Below are 14,911 nucleotides of genomic sequence, written 5' to 3' on the forward strand. Positions count from 1 at the left end.
TTGAGGGGGACAAGTATGCTTTTATCTTATATAGCTTTGCTTGGGAGAGTTTTACTATTATCACTTGAAAGAATAGTTGTAAGATTATTAGGTAATAACCAAAAAAATATTTATTCAAATGTAAGTGCAACATTTTTATTTTTTTTCATAGGTGCTTTGAGCTTATTACCTTTTAGTCTTTTTATAAATATAAACGATTTTGATTTTCTAATACCTTGTTATATAAGCAGTATACTTTATACAATAGGTGCTGTAGCTTATGTTACATCATTATCTGTTGGAGAAGTATCTTTAGTTACACCAATTAATAGTCTAAATTCATTATTTTTAATGATATTATCTTTTGTTTTTTTAAATGAGCAAATTACAATCGAAAAATTTATAGGTATAGTTATTATAGTAACTGGTCTTTCAATTTTAAAAAAGGAAGGGAATCCGTTAAAATCATTAAAGTATATAATTAACAATAAAGCATGTAGATTAATGTTTTTATATGTTTTTTTACAGTCAATGGGTAGAATATTAGACAAATATTTTTATGTTACAGTACATCCTGTTACTTATGCAACTATATTGTACTTTTTTATATCTATAAATCTTCTTATTTTTCTGTTAATTACAAAGAAAACGAAATATATATCAGATGTGTTTAATGCTAAGAGAGGTATATCGATAATCAGTGGATGTATTAATGGTTTTTCTTATTTGTTTTTGCTAGTTGCTTTAAAGAATATAGAACTTAGTATAGCAGAGCCTATAACTCAAGTTTCTATGATTTTAACATTAATATTTACGTATATATTTTTTAAAGAAAATATTAAGGAGAAAATACCAGGTTCTATATTAATACTTATTGGTGGTTGGATTCTTTTAACTAATATGAATTAGTTATGCTTATTTAGAATATAAAGTTTGAAAGGGTTGATTGATATGGCTAAAGAATTGGAAGTAAAAGTACTCGATATAGATAAGGATGAAATTGAAAAAAGGTTAAAGGAAATAGGAGCAGAACTTATAGGCAGAGAATATCAAATTAATACAATTTTTGATACGAAAGATAGATTTATAAAGAATAAGCAAAATGGATATCTTAGAATCAGAGAAAAAAGAGATTTAGACAAGGGCTTGGTTAGTTACATATTCACGTTAAAGAAAAATATTTCAAAAGATGGTGTTAGAGAAAATTTGGAAATAGAGACTAAAGTCGAAAATAAAGAAGCACTTGCGAAGATATTAGAGTCATTAAATTTAAAAATTGTGCATGAGGGAACTAAGGAAAGAATTAAATATAAGTATGAAGATATTACTTTTGATATAGATACTTGGGATAAGGAAACATATCCATATACATATCTTGAGATAGAAGTTAAGCAAAAAGAAGATTTACAAAGAGCAATTAAACTACTTAACTTAGATGAAAGTAAAGTTACAATAAAATCTTTAGCTGAGCTTAGAATGGAATTAGGATTAGGAGATTTGTAGTTAATTTGTATGACTAGATTTTAAAAAAATTATACGTATTGAAAAATAATTAATGAAAGAAGGTGGCTAACGCTACCTTCTTTTTTTTGCAGTTTTTGAAAAATAATTGTTGTTAAATTTCAAACAAAAATAGATAAATTTAGAGGAAATTGGAATTATATGTAGAATATAAAAATACTATATGTGTAAATAGGTAAAAAATAGAAAAGTGATTTCAGGAGGGAATTTAATGGAGTTAAAAGTATATCCAAAAGAAGAACTTTATTTGATTTTGATGTTTATAATAAGTTTAATAACGTATGCTATATTAATTTTTTCGATAGTAGGGATTATATATTTATTAATAGTTGCTATTTTTGCTTTTTTTACACATGGAATATTTATTGGAAGTGTAAGAGGTAATAGCGTAAGAGTATCTAACAACCAATTTCCAGAAGTTCACAAAATGGCAGAGGAGCTATCTCAGAAAATTGGGTTAGATGAAGTACCTTCTATATATATAATGGAGTCTGGTGGTATGCTTAATGCTTTTGCAACGAAGTTTCTAGGAAGAAATTTTGTTATTATTTATTCTGATGTATTAGAGTTAGCATATGAAGAAGGCGAGTCTGCTGTTGCATTTATTGTAGCTCATGAGTTAGCACATATTAAAGCAAAACATTTGATGTGGAGATATATACTCTATCCTGCAATGTTTGTTCCGTTTTTAGGATCGGCATATTTGAGGGCTTGTGAGTATACGAGTGATCTAATTGCTGCTCAACTTGTACCAAATGGAGCTATACAAGGCCTTACAGTATTAGCAACAGGGAAAAGGTTATATCAGAAATTAAATATATTGGAAATAATCAAACAATCAGAGGAAGAAAAAGGTTTTTGGATATGGTTGTCTGAAAAGCTTTCAAGCCACCCTAATCTAATTAAACGAATAAATAAAATATATTATGAAACCAAAGATGTAATAAATTGAAAGAAGTGTTAGGTATGTTGAAATGGTAAGATAGAATATTAACAGACTGTAGACAAATTGAATCATATATAAAAATAACGCTCATGCGGACGAATTTAGAAAAAACTAAATTCTTTCAAGCATTTACTTTTATTTTCATATATTTTTTTAAATTTAATTTGACAATGAACTCGAATATTAATAAAAAGTAATTTTCTGAAAGGAGAGATTTAAATGTCTGATAACAGAAAAAACGTAGAGGAAATATTAGAATACTATAATAAAGGAATAGAAGCAGATAGGTTACAGTGTGGGATAGGTAAAATCGAATTTGAAAGAACAAAAGATATAATATCGAGATATTTATCAAAAGAAAAGTTAGTAATATACGATATAGGTGGAGGTGCTGGTACATATTCAAGATGGTTAGCAAAACTAGGACATGAAGTTCATTTATTTGATTTATCTCCAAAACTGGTGGAAATAGCAAAAGAAAAATCAAAAAACGAAAATGAAAATAATATTTACAAGATAGAAGTAGCAGATGCAAGACGAATTAATAGACCAGATGAAAGTGCAGATATAGTTTTATTAATGGGTCCTCTATATCATTTAACAGAAAGAAAAGAGAGGCTATTGGCTTTAAAAGAAGCGAAAAGAGTACTTAAAGAAGAAGGAATAGTGATAATAGCTGCGATAACTAGATTTGGTTCGACTTTATATGGTTTATCGGTATACGGACAAAAGAATAATTTAATTGAAGAAGATGAATTTATGGAAATGATTGAAAGAGAATTAACAGATGGGCAACATATAAGACCAGAAAAATATCCTGGATTTATAGCAAGAGCTTATTTTCATTTACCTGATGAATTAGCAAACGAAATTAAAGAAGTAGGACTAGAGCATGAAAAAAATATAGCTGTAGAAGGACCAATATGGATAGTACCAGCATTTGAAGAAAAATGGAGTCTTGAAGACAGTAGGAAAAGGATGCTAAAAATAGCAAGAATGGTGGAGGAAGAAAAAAGCATAATGGGCATGAGCCCTCATTTTATAGCAATTGCAAGGAAAAAACAAAATTAACAACATAAGATCTAGGAGGATTAGATGAAAAGAAAATATCGAAAAATTATTTTAGCATGCTTAATTATAGTAATAGGATTTTATTTTTTTTACACTTTTCCTAGGAAATATAATATTACTTTTCATGGTATTAAATACAGATTAGGAGATATTTCATATAAAGAAGATATTGTAGTAAGAATTAAAGGGTGGTATACCAAAAAGATATTTTTAGGAAACCAATTTAAAGGTGAAATTTGTTTAGGTGATGAAAAACTTTTAAATGTAAATCTAGAACTTAATGAATACAATAGTGATATTTTAATGGGGTATAAAGAAGATATTGGTGAATTTAGAATGTATGGGAAAATTTATTTTAGTAATACTTTTGATAAAATTGCAATACTATTATTTGAGCCTGATGATAAGGGGGATTATTCAAAAGGTCATTGGAATTGTAAGAATGGTCTTATGATATCAGCTCCAGCTAAAAGTAGAGAAGAAGCACTTAATTTATCGAAAGAACTTATAAGAGATGAAATAATAAAATATGGTGATTTATAAAAAAGACTATTGAGGGTATTGTGCAATTTTAGAGGTGATTTTATGAAAAAAAGTTTTATTGTTGTGGTAATTTTAATATTTATAATTATTTCTTCTATAGTATTTACTTTTAATAAAGATAAAAAAGAAATTGTAAAAATCGATGAACTAAACTTTGAAAGTTTTGATTTAGGAAAGATGTTAGCTTTAGTTGAAGGTAATGATGTTGATAAATCTAAGTATTATATTGCAAATTTTACTATGCTTATATCAAATGATAAAACTATTAGAAGTATGAATATTACTGTATTTAAAGAAACGTTTTTTGGAGACAGAAAACTGATTATGCATTTAAATAGAAGAGATCATGAATTGATTGTATGGGATAAGTTAATAGGGGGTTCAGAGAAAAATAGAGTGATAAAAAGTAATTATTTTACTTTAGATGAGTTTGTACAATTAATATCTATAATAAGAAATCCAATTATAGATGATTTGCAAAATAAAGATAGTTCATATTTACATATGATACCAAGGTCCTTTTTTAATATTGATGAAACTCAAAATTGTTATTTAGTAAATATTGTTGATAAAAAAATTATAGATGTGAAGGAAAAGGTTGATGGTAAAAAAATAAAAGAAATAAAGTCAAATAATGGAATAAAAGAGTATATAATAAATGATTTAAAAACAATTAGCATATTTAGTTTGCCAGATGGATATAAGGTTTATTGTTTGGATGAAGTTAAAGGGGGGTTTTAAATGTTAATTGTTTTAATTATTTTAATTATTTTTTTACTTAACATTGCTATTCTTTCAAGAGTGAATTTACTGCAGGAAAATCAGGAAAAGGGTTTTATCATTTCAAGTGAAATAATGGGCAAACTTTTAAGGTTGAAAAAGATTGGAGTTTTCACCTCTTATGAATTTAAAGATTTTGTTGATAAAGCAGTTAAACAGACAGAAAATAGTAATTATGAAGCAGACAAGAAAATATTGGAAGTTTTAAAAAATATAGGTCTATTATCATCTAATGAGTATGAACAAAAATTAAAATTATTAGACGATATTTATAAAGTTAATTGAATTTAGTAAGTAAAGGATGTTATATATAAATTTATTAAGTCTCATATTGTAATTTTCTTAAATTATGAGGGAGTGGTTATAGTGATTAAATATACAGAAATAAGCAAATCATTTGGGGAACTTGTAGCTGTTAATAAGCTAAATTTAAATATTGAAACAGGAACAATATTAGGTTTTTTAGGACCGAATGGGGCTGGTAAAACTACAACTATTAAAATGAGTTGTGGGTTAATAAAACCGACTTATGGTGAGATAGAAGCTTTTGGAGTATCTATTAATAGAAACAGAAGAGAATACATAAAAAATATTGGTGCAGTATTAGAAGGAAATAGGAATATTTATTGGAGATTAACACCAATTGAAAATATGGAATATTTTGCAGGACTAAGAGGTATAAGCCGTAAAAAAATTAGAGAGAAAATAGATGAATACTTAGAAATATTTAAATTGAAGGAAAAGCGAAATGTTGAATGTGGTAAGCTTTCAAGAGGTATGCAGCAAAAGGTAGCAATATGTTGTGCGATGATTCATGAACCTAGAATTTTATTTTTAGATGAACCTACATTGGGGTTAGATGTCGAATCAGTTGATTCGATGGAAGACATTATCAAAAAGATTATTTCAAAAGACCGAATTATTATCATAACTTCTCATAATTTAAAATTTGTAAGTGATTTGTGTAACCGAATAACTATTATTTATAAAGGAGTTCTTGTATTAGACAAGGATATAAGTTTTCTTGAGAGTTACTCGGACAATATTACATATTTAATAGAGACTCAGATATTACAGCAAGAGGTTAAAAATAATATTTATGAAAATTTTACAGCTTACATGGAAGAAAGTGACAACAAAACTCAAATAAGAATTACTTTAAAAGAAGATAATGAAATATTAGAAATCCTAAATTATTTAAATAGTCTTTCTATCAAGTTATTTAATATCAAAAAAGTCAATTTTGAACTTAAAGATGTGTTTATGGATATTATAAAAGGGGATGATGAGAAATATGCAGGAATCAATATTAATATTTAAAAGTGAATTGAGAAAAAGTATTATACTTAAAAAAAGATATATGTTAAGTTTTCTTACTGATATAGTAGTCTATTATGTTTTATTCATGGGGCTTTATTTCTTTATAGTAAATAATATGGGCAAAATGCCTAAAGAAGAAATTGAAAGAATAATATCAATGCAAATAGTTGGTTATATGTCATGGTTTTTCTTTTCATTTACCATAAGTTTTATGAGTAATGGTATTTATGGAGAACTAGTAGAAGGGACTTTTGAACAATTATGTCTTACTCATAACAGTATAATAAAGATTTACTTTGTCAAATTACTTGTATATTCTTTAATAAATACTTTAATAATTTTTCCATTGGGATTGTTATTAGTTTTATCTACTGGAGTATCTTTGATGATAAATAGAGATTTAATAATTATTTTCTTGATTATGTTAATTGGAACAATTGGGTTTTCATATCTATTAGGAGGTATAACAATTCGATATAAGCGAACAGGACAACTTGCATTTATTATAAGTATTTTTTTCTTAGGGACTAGTATTATTGACTTTTCAAATATTCCGAAGGGTTTAAGAAATGTTTTTTATGCTTTACCTTTTACAAAAGGAACAGATTTAATGAAAAGTACAATTATTAATGGAAATTTTGTTGGATTAAAAGATATAGTATTTCTATCGATAAATTCTTTGATTTATTTAATCATAGGGATCATTATATTTAAGTTAGCTTTTGATAAAGCAACTTCTGAAGGGTCAACATCAAGATTTTAATTTTTAAATATAGAACGAGGTTAAAAAGTAGGAAGAGGAGTTACTACTGATTATTTTTAATATGTTGTATTAATAAAGGACTCAAAGGGTACGACTCCATTTGACGAATAGTTTTTCTACTTACAAATTACAGCTTCTATATTTATGTTAATTGATACGGATATTGTATGTTAAAATTAACTCGAAAGAGATTAATAACATATGAGAGGAAGATGCTAATGAATAAAAAAGATTATGCAATATCGTGTTTTAATAAAGGTTTTAATTGCTCACAAGCGGTATTTTCAATGTTTAGCGAAAAATTAGGATTAAGTTCTGAAATAGCATTAAAGATTTCTTGTGGTTTTGGTGGAGGAATGAGACAAGGCGGAACATGTGGAGCAGTAACTGGAGCCTTAATGGTAATAGGGCTTAAATATGGGCCTAAAGATTCAGAAGATAAATTAGCAAAAGAAAAGACATACACACTTATAGAAGAATTCTTAAATAAATTTAGATTACGTAATGGTAGTGTTATATGTAAGGAATTATTAGAGTGTGATATAAGTACTGAAGAAGGAATGAGAATAGCAGAAGAGAAAGAACTTTTTGTAACGCAGTGTCCAAAGTTTGTTGTTGATGCAATTGAAATTATTGAAAATATATGTAATTTATGATAGGAGTATGATAATGGTACAGTTTTTCTAGTATTATAAACATTTAAGATAGTAGTTTACATTAATTGGCTTAGGTTTTATGAATATGGATAGGAGAAGAAAACATATGGTTCGTTGGAAACTAGTTTCAATCATAGTGTTGGTTGGATTAACATTATTTGTGCTTCTTAATTTTGATACAAGATATAAAGATAAGCAAAACTTGTCTATAGAAACAGAAGTGCCAGCAACTAAAAAAATAAATGATAAAACTGATACAGTAAAGGAAGTAAAACAATCATTGGCAATCAAGTGTATTGTAATGGTTGATGAGAGGTTAGGGTTTATTTTTGAAGAGAATGATATTTTGCGAACAATTGATGGAGGTAAGACGTGGAGTGAAGTAACTCCAGCTAAATATTCAATTGGGAAATTGCCAGATGGTATTGTATATGATTTTATTAATTGCAATTTGGGTTGGATCGTAATAGGCAATACAGATGAACTTAAGGCAATAATCCTTAAGACTGCCGATGGAGGTCAAACTTGGGATGTTAAAGAACTTAATGGTATAAGGAATGTTGCTGCATTAGATTTTATAGACCAGAATAATGGATGGCTTATGGCAAATACTGACGGAGCTTTAGGAAGTGAAGTTGTAGAAATTTTCTATACTAAAGATGGTGGAGATAACTGGATAAAAATAATGACGAATGAACCAGATAAAGAAACACTTGGTGCATTGCCATTTGCTGGACATAAATACGGAATAAGTTTTAGGGATATAAAGACTGGATGGATAGTAGTAGATTGTAGTGGAGCAGATGAAAGAATGTTTTATATTACAAGAGATGGTGGTTACACATGGCATGCAGAAGAACTTCCAATTCCTAAGGAAATGGAATTGCTTAATGCCGACTTACATATATCACTACCAAAATTTTTTTCAGATAAAGAGGGGGTGTTTTGGGGAGTATTTCTTGAAGATACAAAAGACAAGAGTAAGATAGTTTTCTTTCAAACGAAAGATGGAGGAGCTACTTGGAAATCATCTATTCCTATAACCGTATCTGGAAAATTTATGATAGATTTTATTAATTTACAAGAAGGATGGATTATTAGTGATCAGTATATTTATAAAACAAAAAATGGAGCACGACATTGGGAGCAAATTACAACAGATATAAATCTTAAGGGGAATGTAAAGTTCACATTAGTTAATAGTAATATTGGTTGGATTACCAGACAAGATACTTCAAAATCGGGAACTTGGCACTTATATAAGACTAATGATAGTGGATATACATGGTCAGAAATTGAAATTAAAAAGTAGTTTTTTCAAGATAGATAAAGAGGTGTAGAAATGAAAAAAATTTTAATTCTCGGTTCAGCAGGCTCAGGAAAATCGACTTTAGCAAAAAGATTAGGAGAAATAACAGGTATAGATGTTTTGCATTTAGACACAATCCATTGGAAACCAGGATGGATAGAAGCGCCAAGAGAAGAGTTTTTAAGTAAGTTAAAAGCGTTTTTAGAAAAAGATTCATGGATAATAGATGGTAATTATAGAAGTACATTAGATATGAGACTGGAGTTAGCTGATACAGTTATTTTTATTGATATGTCAAGGTTATTTTGTATATATAGAGCAATAAAAAGAAGATTCATGTATAAAGGGAAATCAAGGCCTGATATAACTCAAGGATGTGATGAAAAAATTGATTGGGAATTTTTAAAGTGGATATGGCAATATCCAATTAAGAATAAGCCAGAAATATTAGCTAAGCTAGAAAACTGCTTAACAGAAAAAGAGATATATATTTTGAAAGGTAAAAAAGAGATAGAACGCTTTATTGAAAATGTAAAAAATATACATGTTATTGATTGATATCTTTTTTCACCTTTATTCTATATTTGCATAAAATATATTAGAAATGACTAGACATGCTAAAAAGAATAGAGGTGAAATCTAAGTATGTATAATAAACTACTTAATAATGAAAGTCAAAATTCTAAGAATTCATTCGGTTCGATTGGAATAATAATACCTTTATTCCTTTTATTTGGAGCTAAAAATTTAAATATTAATTTAGGAAATATTAATGTTGAAGATAGAATTGAGATGATGAAGAATATTAAACCTTATTTTTATGAAAAAGATCAGAAAATTTTAAGTAAAGTACAAGATGTATTAGAGATAATTTATAAGATTAACAGGCTTGCAGATGGTGATTATTCAAAAGAAGTTGTAAATACATTATCAGATATGGACAGAATACAGAGAAAAGAAAGAATATTAAAAGAAATATCAAAATATGTGAATGAGAAAGATAAAAAAATAATTAGTATGGCTGTAGATTCTAAAGAAAGAATATATGAAGCAAAAGCTAATATAGCAGGATATAAAAAACAGGCTATACAATCTAATGCAAATAAGGTTGAATCTATGGTGAATTTTATAAAATGTTTTAAGCCTGTTCTAGACGAGAAAACCAATAAGCAAATTAGAAAAATAGAAAAAATAATGGAAATAATTAAATCAGATGATATATATTAGTTAAGTTTTGTAACCAAAAACTCCCTTCTAGAATAGTATGTATTAGGCGAAACCTATAACATATTTGGGGAGGGAGTTTGAGTGGCTGAAGGATTGTTCTATAATGATCAAAGTTTATTATTTTTCTTCTTATTATTAGTTCTATTCTTTAATGATTGTGGTTGGTGCGGAGATGGAAACGATAGCTTATTGTTCTTCTTCTTATTGTTAGTAGTATTGTTTTGCTGCTATTGCCAATAAAATACCTACTTTAGGCAGAGGTGTTAAAAACCTCTGCTAAAATTTTGCTTTGATAAAGTTAATTGTTGACAATAGTTGGATTCATTGATAGATTTTTATTAACAGATAATATTTTGATGGGGGAGTATTTAACTATGATTAATCTTAGAAGAGCAACAGAACAAGATAAAGAGTCAATATTAAGTATTTCAAAGACTATATGGGATGGGGAGGACTATATTCCGTTAGTTGTAGACGAATGGATAGCTGATAAAGAAGGAGAATTTACAGTAGCAGAAATTGATGGGAAGGTAAAAGGCTTTGCTAAATTTACAGTATTAAGACCTGAAGAATATTGGCTTGAAGGAATAAGAGTAGATAGTAAATCTAGAGGGTTGGGGATAGGAAAAGAAATAACCAAATATTATATTGATAAGGCTAAGAAAAAAGGGTATAAGTCTTTAGCTTTATCTACTTATATAGAGAATTATGAAAGCATAAAAATTATTGAAAAGTTTGGTTTCAAAAAGACTACTGCATTTAGATTTTTTTATAAATCAGGTGAGATTAATTTAAACCTATCAAATATAAAACATTTTGAGAAGGCAACTAGAGTTGAAGAAGTCAAATATATTTTAAATAGTAATGAAATGAAAGCTAGCAATGAATATTTATCATTTGATTGGACATTCATGAAAGTAACAGAAGAGTTACTTGAAGAATTGATAAATGAAGGTTCAGTATATGTATTAAAAGAAGATCAAAATATTAAGTCTACAATTATATTGAGCAATAAAAAGGCAAAGGGGAAAGGTCTTTCAATATCATATTTAGGTGGAAAAGGATATTATTTAGATGGTATCAATTTTGCCTTTTCAAAATATTTAGAAGGTGGATATGATTGGCTTTCATTTATGTGTCCAGATATACAAGATATAAAAGAATCTGCTTATAAAGCTGGTTTTGAAACTTTTGGAAATTATCAGGCAGATGTATTTGTGTATGAATATGTTTAATTATTGGACAAGGAGGGAATTAAAATGTTAAGCAAATCAGTAATAGAAGATGTTTTGATTGAGGCTCTATCTACAGGTGGAGATTTTGCAGAAATATTTGTTGAAGACAAATTTAATAATAGTCTTTTAATGATAGGTGGAAAGATTGAGAAAGCAGTATCAGGACGAGATTTTGGAATAGGAATAAGGATATTTAATAAAACAAATAGTGTGTATGCATATACAAATAATTCTTCAAGGGAAAATCTTTTAAAAGTAGCAAAAGAGGCAGCTTTGGCTTTAGATGGGGCAAAAGGCGATATTACTTTAAATTTGATGAAAAGCGATATAAAAAACATACATAACATAGTACTATTACCAAGCACTATAGAGAAATCTAAAAAAATTGAATTGATGAAAAGAGCATATTTTGCAGCGAAAAATTATGATGAAGTTATAACTCAAGTTACTGTTAGATATTTAGATGAAGAGCAAAATGTTTTGATTGCTAATACTGAAGGACTTTATGTAGAAGATAAAAGAGTAAGAACGAGAACAGCTATACAAACTGTAGCTTCAAGAAATGGAGAAATGCAATCAGGATTTTATGCTCCTGGTGCTCATATGGGGTTTGAGTTTTATGAGAAAATAAATATTGAAGATTATGCAAAAGAAGCAGCAAGAATCGCTAAAACTATGATATATGCAGATTATTGTCCAAGTGGTAAAATGCCAGTAATTATTGATAATGAATTTGGTGGTGTAATATTCCATGAAGCTTGCGGGCATGGACTTGAAGCTACTTCTGTAGCAAAAGGAACGTCAATATTTGCAGGGAAAATAGGGGAAAAAGTTGCATCAGAGATTGTTACTGCAATAGATGATGGTACAATACCGAATGCATGGGGTTCACAAAATATAGATGATGAAGGTACTCCGACTCAGAAGAATATACTTATTGAAAATGGTATACTAAAAGGCTACATGGTTGATAAGTTAAACGGTAGAAGAATGGGAGTAAAATCAACAGGCTCTGGCAGAAGACAATCTTACAAATATGCTCCGACTTCAAGGATGACAAATACATATATTGCTAATGGTAAATCAACTAAGGAAGAAATAATAGCCAATACAGAATATGGTCTATACGCAAAATATATGGGTGGAGGTTCAGTAAATACATCAACTGGTGATTTTAATTTTGCTGTTATGGAAGGTTATTTGATTAGAAACGGAAAAATAGAGAAGCCTGTTAGAGGAGCTACATTAATCGGCAATGGTTTAGAGGTTTTGAAGAAAATAGATATGGTAGGCAATAATTTAGGATTTGGTCAGGGAATGTGTGGGTCAGTTAGCGGTAGTATTCCAGCTAATGTAGGACAACCTACCATTAGAGTTCAATCTATGACAGTAGGCGGAAGAAAGGGTGAATAGAAGTGGATAGGAGAGATTTGATAAATAAAATATTTGAAGAAGGTAGAAAAGCAGGTCTAGAAGATATGGAAGTTTATATCCAAGGAAGTAATAATTTTAATTTAAGAGTATTTAAAGGCGAAATAGATAATTATAGTATTTCAAAAGAAGAAGGTCTTTCATTCAGATGTTTGTATAATGGTAAAATGGGATATTCTTATACAGAAAAGATAGATGAAACATCGATAGATATGCTAATTAATGAGGCTATAGAAAATGCAAAGGTAATAGACAGTGAGGATATTGAAGAAATATTTGCGGGGTCAAACACTTATAGAGAAGTTAACAGTTTTAATGATAAATTAGAAAATGTTAGCGCTAAAGATGAAATAGAATTTATAAAATTATTGGAAAAGGAAGCTCTAAAGCTTGATAGTAGGGTTGTATCTGTACCTCATTGTATTTTTGGTAAGCAGTCTCTATACACAATGCTTGTCAATACAAAAGGACTGGATTTGGAGAATAAGTCTAATATTGCTTATGCTTATGTGAATGTAATGGTAAAAGAAAACGATGATGTTAAGACTAGCAGTAAATATGTAATTTCAAATGATTTCTCTGAATTTGATTATAAAGCATTAGCTAAGCAAGCGGTAGATGAAGCGATTTCGATGTTAGGTGCAGAGAGTATTAAATCTGATGCTTATCCAATAATATTGAGAAATGATGTTGCAGCTAATATTTTAGAAGCTTTTTCACCTATCTTTTCAGCTGAGAATGTTCAAAAAGATTTATCTTTACTTAAGGGTAAATTAAATAAAAAGATAGCAAATGAAATTATAACAATAGTAGATGATCCATTTATGAAAGGTGGAATTGCTTCTTGCAGCTTTGATAGTGAAGGGGTAGCTACAAAATATAAAAAGGTTATAGATAAAGGGGTACTTACAACATACTTGCATAATACGAAGACTGCTAAAAAAGATGGAGTGCAGTCGACAGGGAATGGCTTTAAATCTTCATTTAAATCACCTGTTTCTATATCGCCAACAAACATGTATATTGAAAAAGGAGATAAAAGTCTTGATGAACTGATAAAAAGTATTAGAAAGGGTATACTTATAACCAATGTAGAGGGGCTACATTCGGGCTTAAATACTGTTTCTGGAGACTTTTCGCTTGCATCATCAGGTTATGAAATAGTAGATGGAAGAATAAATAGACCTGTAAATCAGATAACAATAGCTGGTAATTTTTATGATTTATTAAATAATGTATTAGAAGTAGGTAATGATTTGAAGTTTGCATTACCTATGGGGAATGGTTTTATTGGTTCACCATCTTTAAAGATAAAAGAGCTTTCAGTTTCTGGTATATAAGTAGTAAGGAGGGCAGTTATATGGATAAAAAAAGAAAAATCATTAAACAATATTACTTTACACTTGTTGCAATGCTTATTGCATATTTTCTAATATTTTTAGCTCTTAAGTATTTTAATATTTTTAATATAGGCGAAAACAAATTATTATTTGTATTTGCTACATTTGTATATTATATTGTTGTCAAAAATACTTTATCAAGTTATTTCAAGAAAAAAATATTTGAAATTGATCCTAAATTAAAACAAAAAGAACAGAAAGAGAACGATAAAGTCAAACAGGTAAAACAGGTATTTTTTAATTCAGAAACTAAGTGGTATAAAAATGTTAATTTAATATATATATTGGCTATGATAGTTATTGCTTTACTGTTTACAATATTTAGTAAGTAAAATTAATATATTAAATTTTAAAATCCAGCCTTATTGGTTGGATTCAGACTGTAGACAAAATAAAATATTTATGAAAATAACGCTCATACGAAAGAATTTAGAAAAAACTATAGGCTTAAATTTTTAGAAAATCCTAACGCACCTAACTTTCTATAGGAGGACTTATAGGTATCTTAAGTAAAAATGGAGGTACAAATGGAATTGCTAAGCTTATAGTTTCCAAAGCAAAAAATAGCAAATCTACACTATTTGCAACTTGGTTAATGGGTATATTGATTTTCTTCGATGATTATGCTAATACTCTTATCGTTGGTAATACTATGAGAAGTATCACTGATAAAATGAAAATGTATTTTTAAAAGATTAACTTTGTCACAAGCTAAATCCAACCTTATTGG

18 protein-coding genes are annotated in these 14,911 nt (G+C 28.3%); all 18 read left to right on the plus strand.

Going from position 1 to position 14,911, the window contains the following annotated elements:
• Positions 1–15 precede the first annotated feature (15 nt).
• Positions 16–888, plus strand: coding sequence for a DMT family transporter (locus BFN48_RS05710; RefSeq protein WP_069649939.1), 873 nt, complete (start codon positions 16–18; stop codon positions 886–888).
• A gap of 42 nt (positions 889–930) precedes the next feature.
• Positions 931–1,482: a class IV adenylate cyclase gene (locus BFN48_RS05715; protein ID WP_069649940.1), complete on the plus strand. Its 552-nt coding sequence runs from the start codon at positions 931–933 to the stop codon at positions 1,480–1,482.
• A gap of 229 nt (positions 1,483–1,711) precedes the next feature.
• Entirely contained in the window at positions 1,712–2,452 is a 741-nt protein-coding gene (locus BFN48_RS05720) for a M48 family metallopeptidase (protein WP_069649941.1), read from the plus strand.
• Between the two features lie 213 nt (positions 2,453–2,665).
• Positions 2,666–3,517, plus strand: a complete 852-nt coding sequence (locus BFN48_RS05725) for a class I SAM-dependent methyltransferase (protein WP_069649942.1) — start codon at positions 2,666–2,668, stop codon at positions 3,515–3,517.
• A gap of 24 nt (positions 3,518–3,541) precedes the next feature.
• The gene (locus BFN48_RS05730) at positions 3,542–4,060 is read left to right on the plus strand and encodes a hypothetical protein (RefSeq protein WP_069649943.1); all 519 of its coding nucleotides are present in this window, start codon (positions 3,542–3,544) and stop codon (positions 4,058–4,060) included.
• Positions 4,061–4,102: 42 nt separating this feature from the next.
• Positions 4,103–4,801, plus strand: a complete 699-nt coding sequence (locus BFN48_RS05735) for a hypothetical protein (RefSeq protein ID WP_069649944.1) — start codon at positions 4,103–4,105, stop codon at positions 4,799–4,801.
• Positions 4,802–5,125 carry a hypothetical protein gene (locus BFN48_RS05740; RefSeq protein WP_069649945.1) on the plus strand — a complete coding sequence of 108 codons (324 nt, stop codon included), beginning with the start codon at positions 4,802–4,804 and terminating at the stop codon, positions 5,123–5,125. It begins immediately after the preceding gene.
• 81 nt (positions 5,126–5,206) lie between these two features.
• On the plus strand, positions 5,207–6,160 hold the full coding sequence (locus BFN48_RS05745; RefSeq protein WP_176718829.1) for an ABC transporter ATP-binding protein: 954 nt from the start codon (positions 5,207–5,209) through the stop codon (positions 6,158–6,160).
• Complete coding sequence (locus BFN48_RS05750) at positions 6,135–6,923, plus strand: ABC transporter permease (protein WP_176718830.1); 789 nt, start codon at positions 6,135–6,137, stop codon at positions 6,921–6,923. Before BFN48_RS05745 ends, BFN48_RS05750 begins: the two co-directional genes overlap by 26 nt.
• Positions 6,924–7,141: 218 nt before the next feature.
• Complete coding sequence (locus BFN48_RS05755) at positions 7,142–7,579, plus strand: C-GCAxxG-C-C family protein (protein WP_069649948.1); 438 nt, start codon at positions 7,142–7,144, stop codon at positions 7,577–7,579.
• An 85-nt stretch (positions 7,580–7,664) separates the two neighbouring features.
• Entirely contained in the window at positions 7,665–8,891 is a 1,227-nt protein-coding gene (locus BFN48_RS05760; RefSeq protein WP_176718831.1) for a WD40/YVTN/BNR-like repeat-containing protein, read from the plus strand.
• Between the two features lie 30 nt (positions 8,892–8,921).
• On the plus strand, positions 8,922–9,446 hold the full coding sequence (locus BFN48_RS05765) for a DNA topology modulation protein (protein ID WP_069649950.1): 525 nt from the start codon (positions 8,922–8,924) through the stop codon (positions 9,444–9,446).
• Between the two features lie 87 nt (positions 9,447–9,533).
• Entirely contained in the window at positions 9,534–10,115 is a 582-nt protein-coding gene (locus tag BFN48_RS05770; protein ID WP_069649951.1) for a hypothetical protein, read from the plus strand.
• Positions 10,116–10,196: 81 nt separating this feature from the next.
• The gene (locus BFN48_RS12420) at positions 10,197–10,355 is read left to right on the plus strand and encodes a hypothetical protein (RefSeq protein ID WP_176718832.1); all 159 of its coding nucleotides are present in this window, start codon (positions 10,197–10,199) and stop codon (positions 10,353–10,355) included.
• A gap of 134 nt (positions 10,356–10,489) precedes the next feature.
• The gene (locus BFN48_RS05775) at positions 10,490–11,350 is read left to right on the plus strand and encodes a GNAT family N-acetyltransferase (protein ID WP_069649952.1); all 861 of its coding nucleotides are present in this window, start codon (positions 10,490–10,492) and stop codon (positions 11,348–11,350) included.
• Positions 11,351–11,374: 24 nt separating this feature from the next.
• Positions 11,375–12,763, plus strand: a complete 1,389-nt coding sequence (locus BFN48_RS05780) for a TldD/PmbA family protein (protein ID WP_069649953.1) — start codon at positions 11,375–11,377, stop codon at positions 12,761–12,763.
• A gap of 2 nt (positions 12,764–12,765) precedes the next feature.
• Entirely contained in the window at positions 12,766–14,121 is a 1,356-nt protein-coding gene (locus BFN48_RS05785) for a TldD/PmbA family protein (protein ID WP_083238825.1), read from the plus strand.
• 20 nt (positions 14,122–14,141) lie between these two features.
• On the plus strand, positions 14,142–14,513 hold the full coding sequence (locus BFN48_RS05790; RefSeq protein WP_069649954.1) for a hypothetical protein: 372 nt from the start codon (positions 14,142–14,144) through the stop codon (positions 14,511–14,513).
• The last annotated feature ends 398 nt before the right edge of the window (positions 14,514–14,911 follow it).

Origin of the sequence: Caloranaerobacter ferrireducens, from assembly GCF_001730685.1 — a bacterium.
GTDB lineage: Bacteria > Bacillota > Clostridia > Tissierellales > Thermohalobacteraceae > Caloranaerobacter > Caloranaerobacter ferrireducens.

What these genes read in the sequence shown, in the direction of transcription:
- BFN48_RS05775 (WP_069649952.1), top strand. Translation starts at nt 10,490, where the DNA reads ATGATTAATCTTAGAAGAGCAACAGAACAAGATAAAGAGTCAATATTA.
- BFN48_RS05765 (WP_069649950.1), top strand. Translation starts at nt 8,922, where the DNA reads ATGAAAAAAATTTTAATTCTCGGTTCAGCAGGCTCAGGAAAATCGACT.
- BFN48_RS05730 (WP_069649943.1), top strand. Translation starts at nt 3,542, where the DNA reads ATGAAAAGAAAATATCGAAAAATTATTTTAGCATGCTTAATTATAGTA.
- BFN48_RS05750 (WP_176718830.1), top strand. Translation starts at nt 6,135, where the DNA reads ATGCAGGAATCAATATTAATATTTAAAAGTGAATTGAGAAAAAGTATT.
- BFN48_RS05735 (WP_069649944.1), top strand. Translation starts at nt 4,103, where the DNA reads ATGAAAAAAAGTTTTATTGTTGTGGTAATTTTAATATTTATAATTATT.
- BFN48_RS05740 (WP_069649945.1), top strand. Translation starts at nt 4,802, where the DNA reads ATGTTAATTGTTTTAATTATTTTAATTATTTTTTTACTTAACATTGCT.
- BFN48_RS05770 (WP_069649951.1), top strand. Translation starts at nt 9,534, where the DNA reads ATGTATAATAAACTACTTAATAATGAAAGTCAAAATTCTAAGAATTCA.
- BFN48_RS05760 (WP_176718831.1), top strand. Translation starts at nt 7,665, where the DNA reads ATGGATAGGAGAAGAAAACATATGGTTCGTTGGAAACTAGTTTCAATC.
- BFN48_RS05780 (WP_069649953.1), top strand. Translation starts at nt 11,375, where the DNA reads ATGTTAAGCAAATCAGTAATAGAAGATGTTTTGATTGAGGCTCTATCT.
- BFN48_RS05710 (WP_069649939.1), top strand. Translation starts at nt 16, where the DNA reads ATGCTTTTATCTTATATAGCTTTGCTTGGGAGAGTTTTACTATTATCA.
- BFN48_RS05725 (WP_069649942.1), top strand. Translation starts at nt 2,666, where the DNA reads ATGTCTGATAACAGAAAAAACGTAGAGGAAATATTAGAATACTATAAT.
- BFN48_RS05755 (WP_069649948.1), top strand. Translation starts at nt 7,142, where the DNA reads ATGAATAAAAAAGATTATGCAATATCGTGTTTTAATAAAGGTTTTAAT.
- BFN48_RS05715 (WP_069649940.1), top strand. Translation starts at nt 931, where the DNA reads ATGGCTAAAGAATTGGAAGTAAAAGTACTCGATATAGATAAGGATGAA.
- BFN48_RS05790 (WP_069649954.1), top strand. Translation starts at nt 14,142, where the DNA reads ATGGATAAAAAAAGAAAAATCATTAAACAATATTACTTTACACTTGTT.
- BFN48_RS05720 (WP_069649941.1), top strand. Translation starts at nt 1,712, where the DNA reads ATGGAGTTAAAAGTATATCCAAAAGAAGAACTTTATTTGATTTTGATG.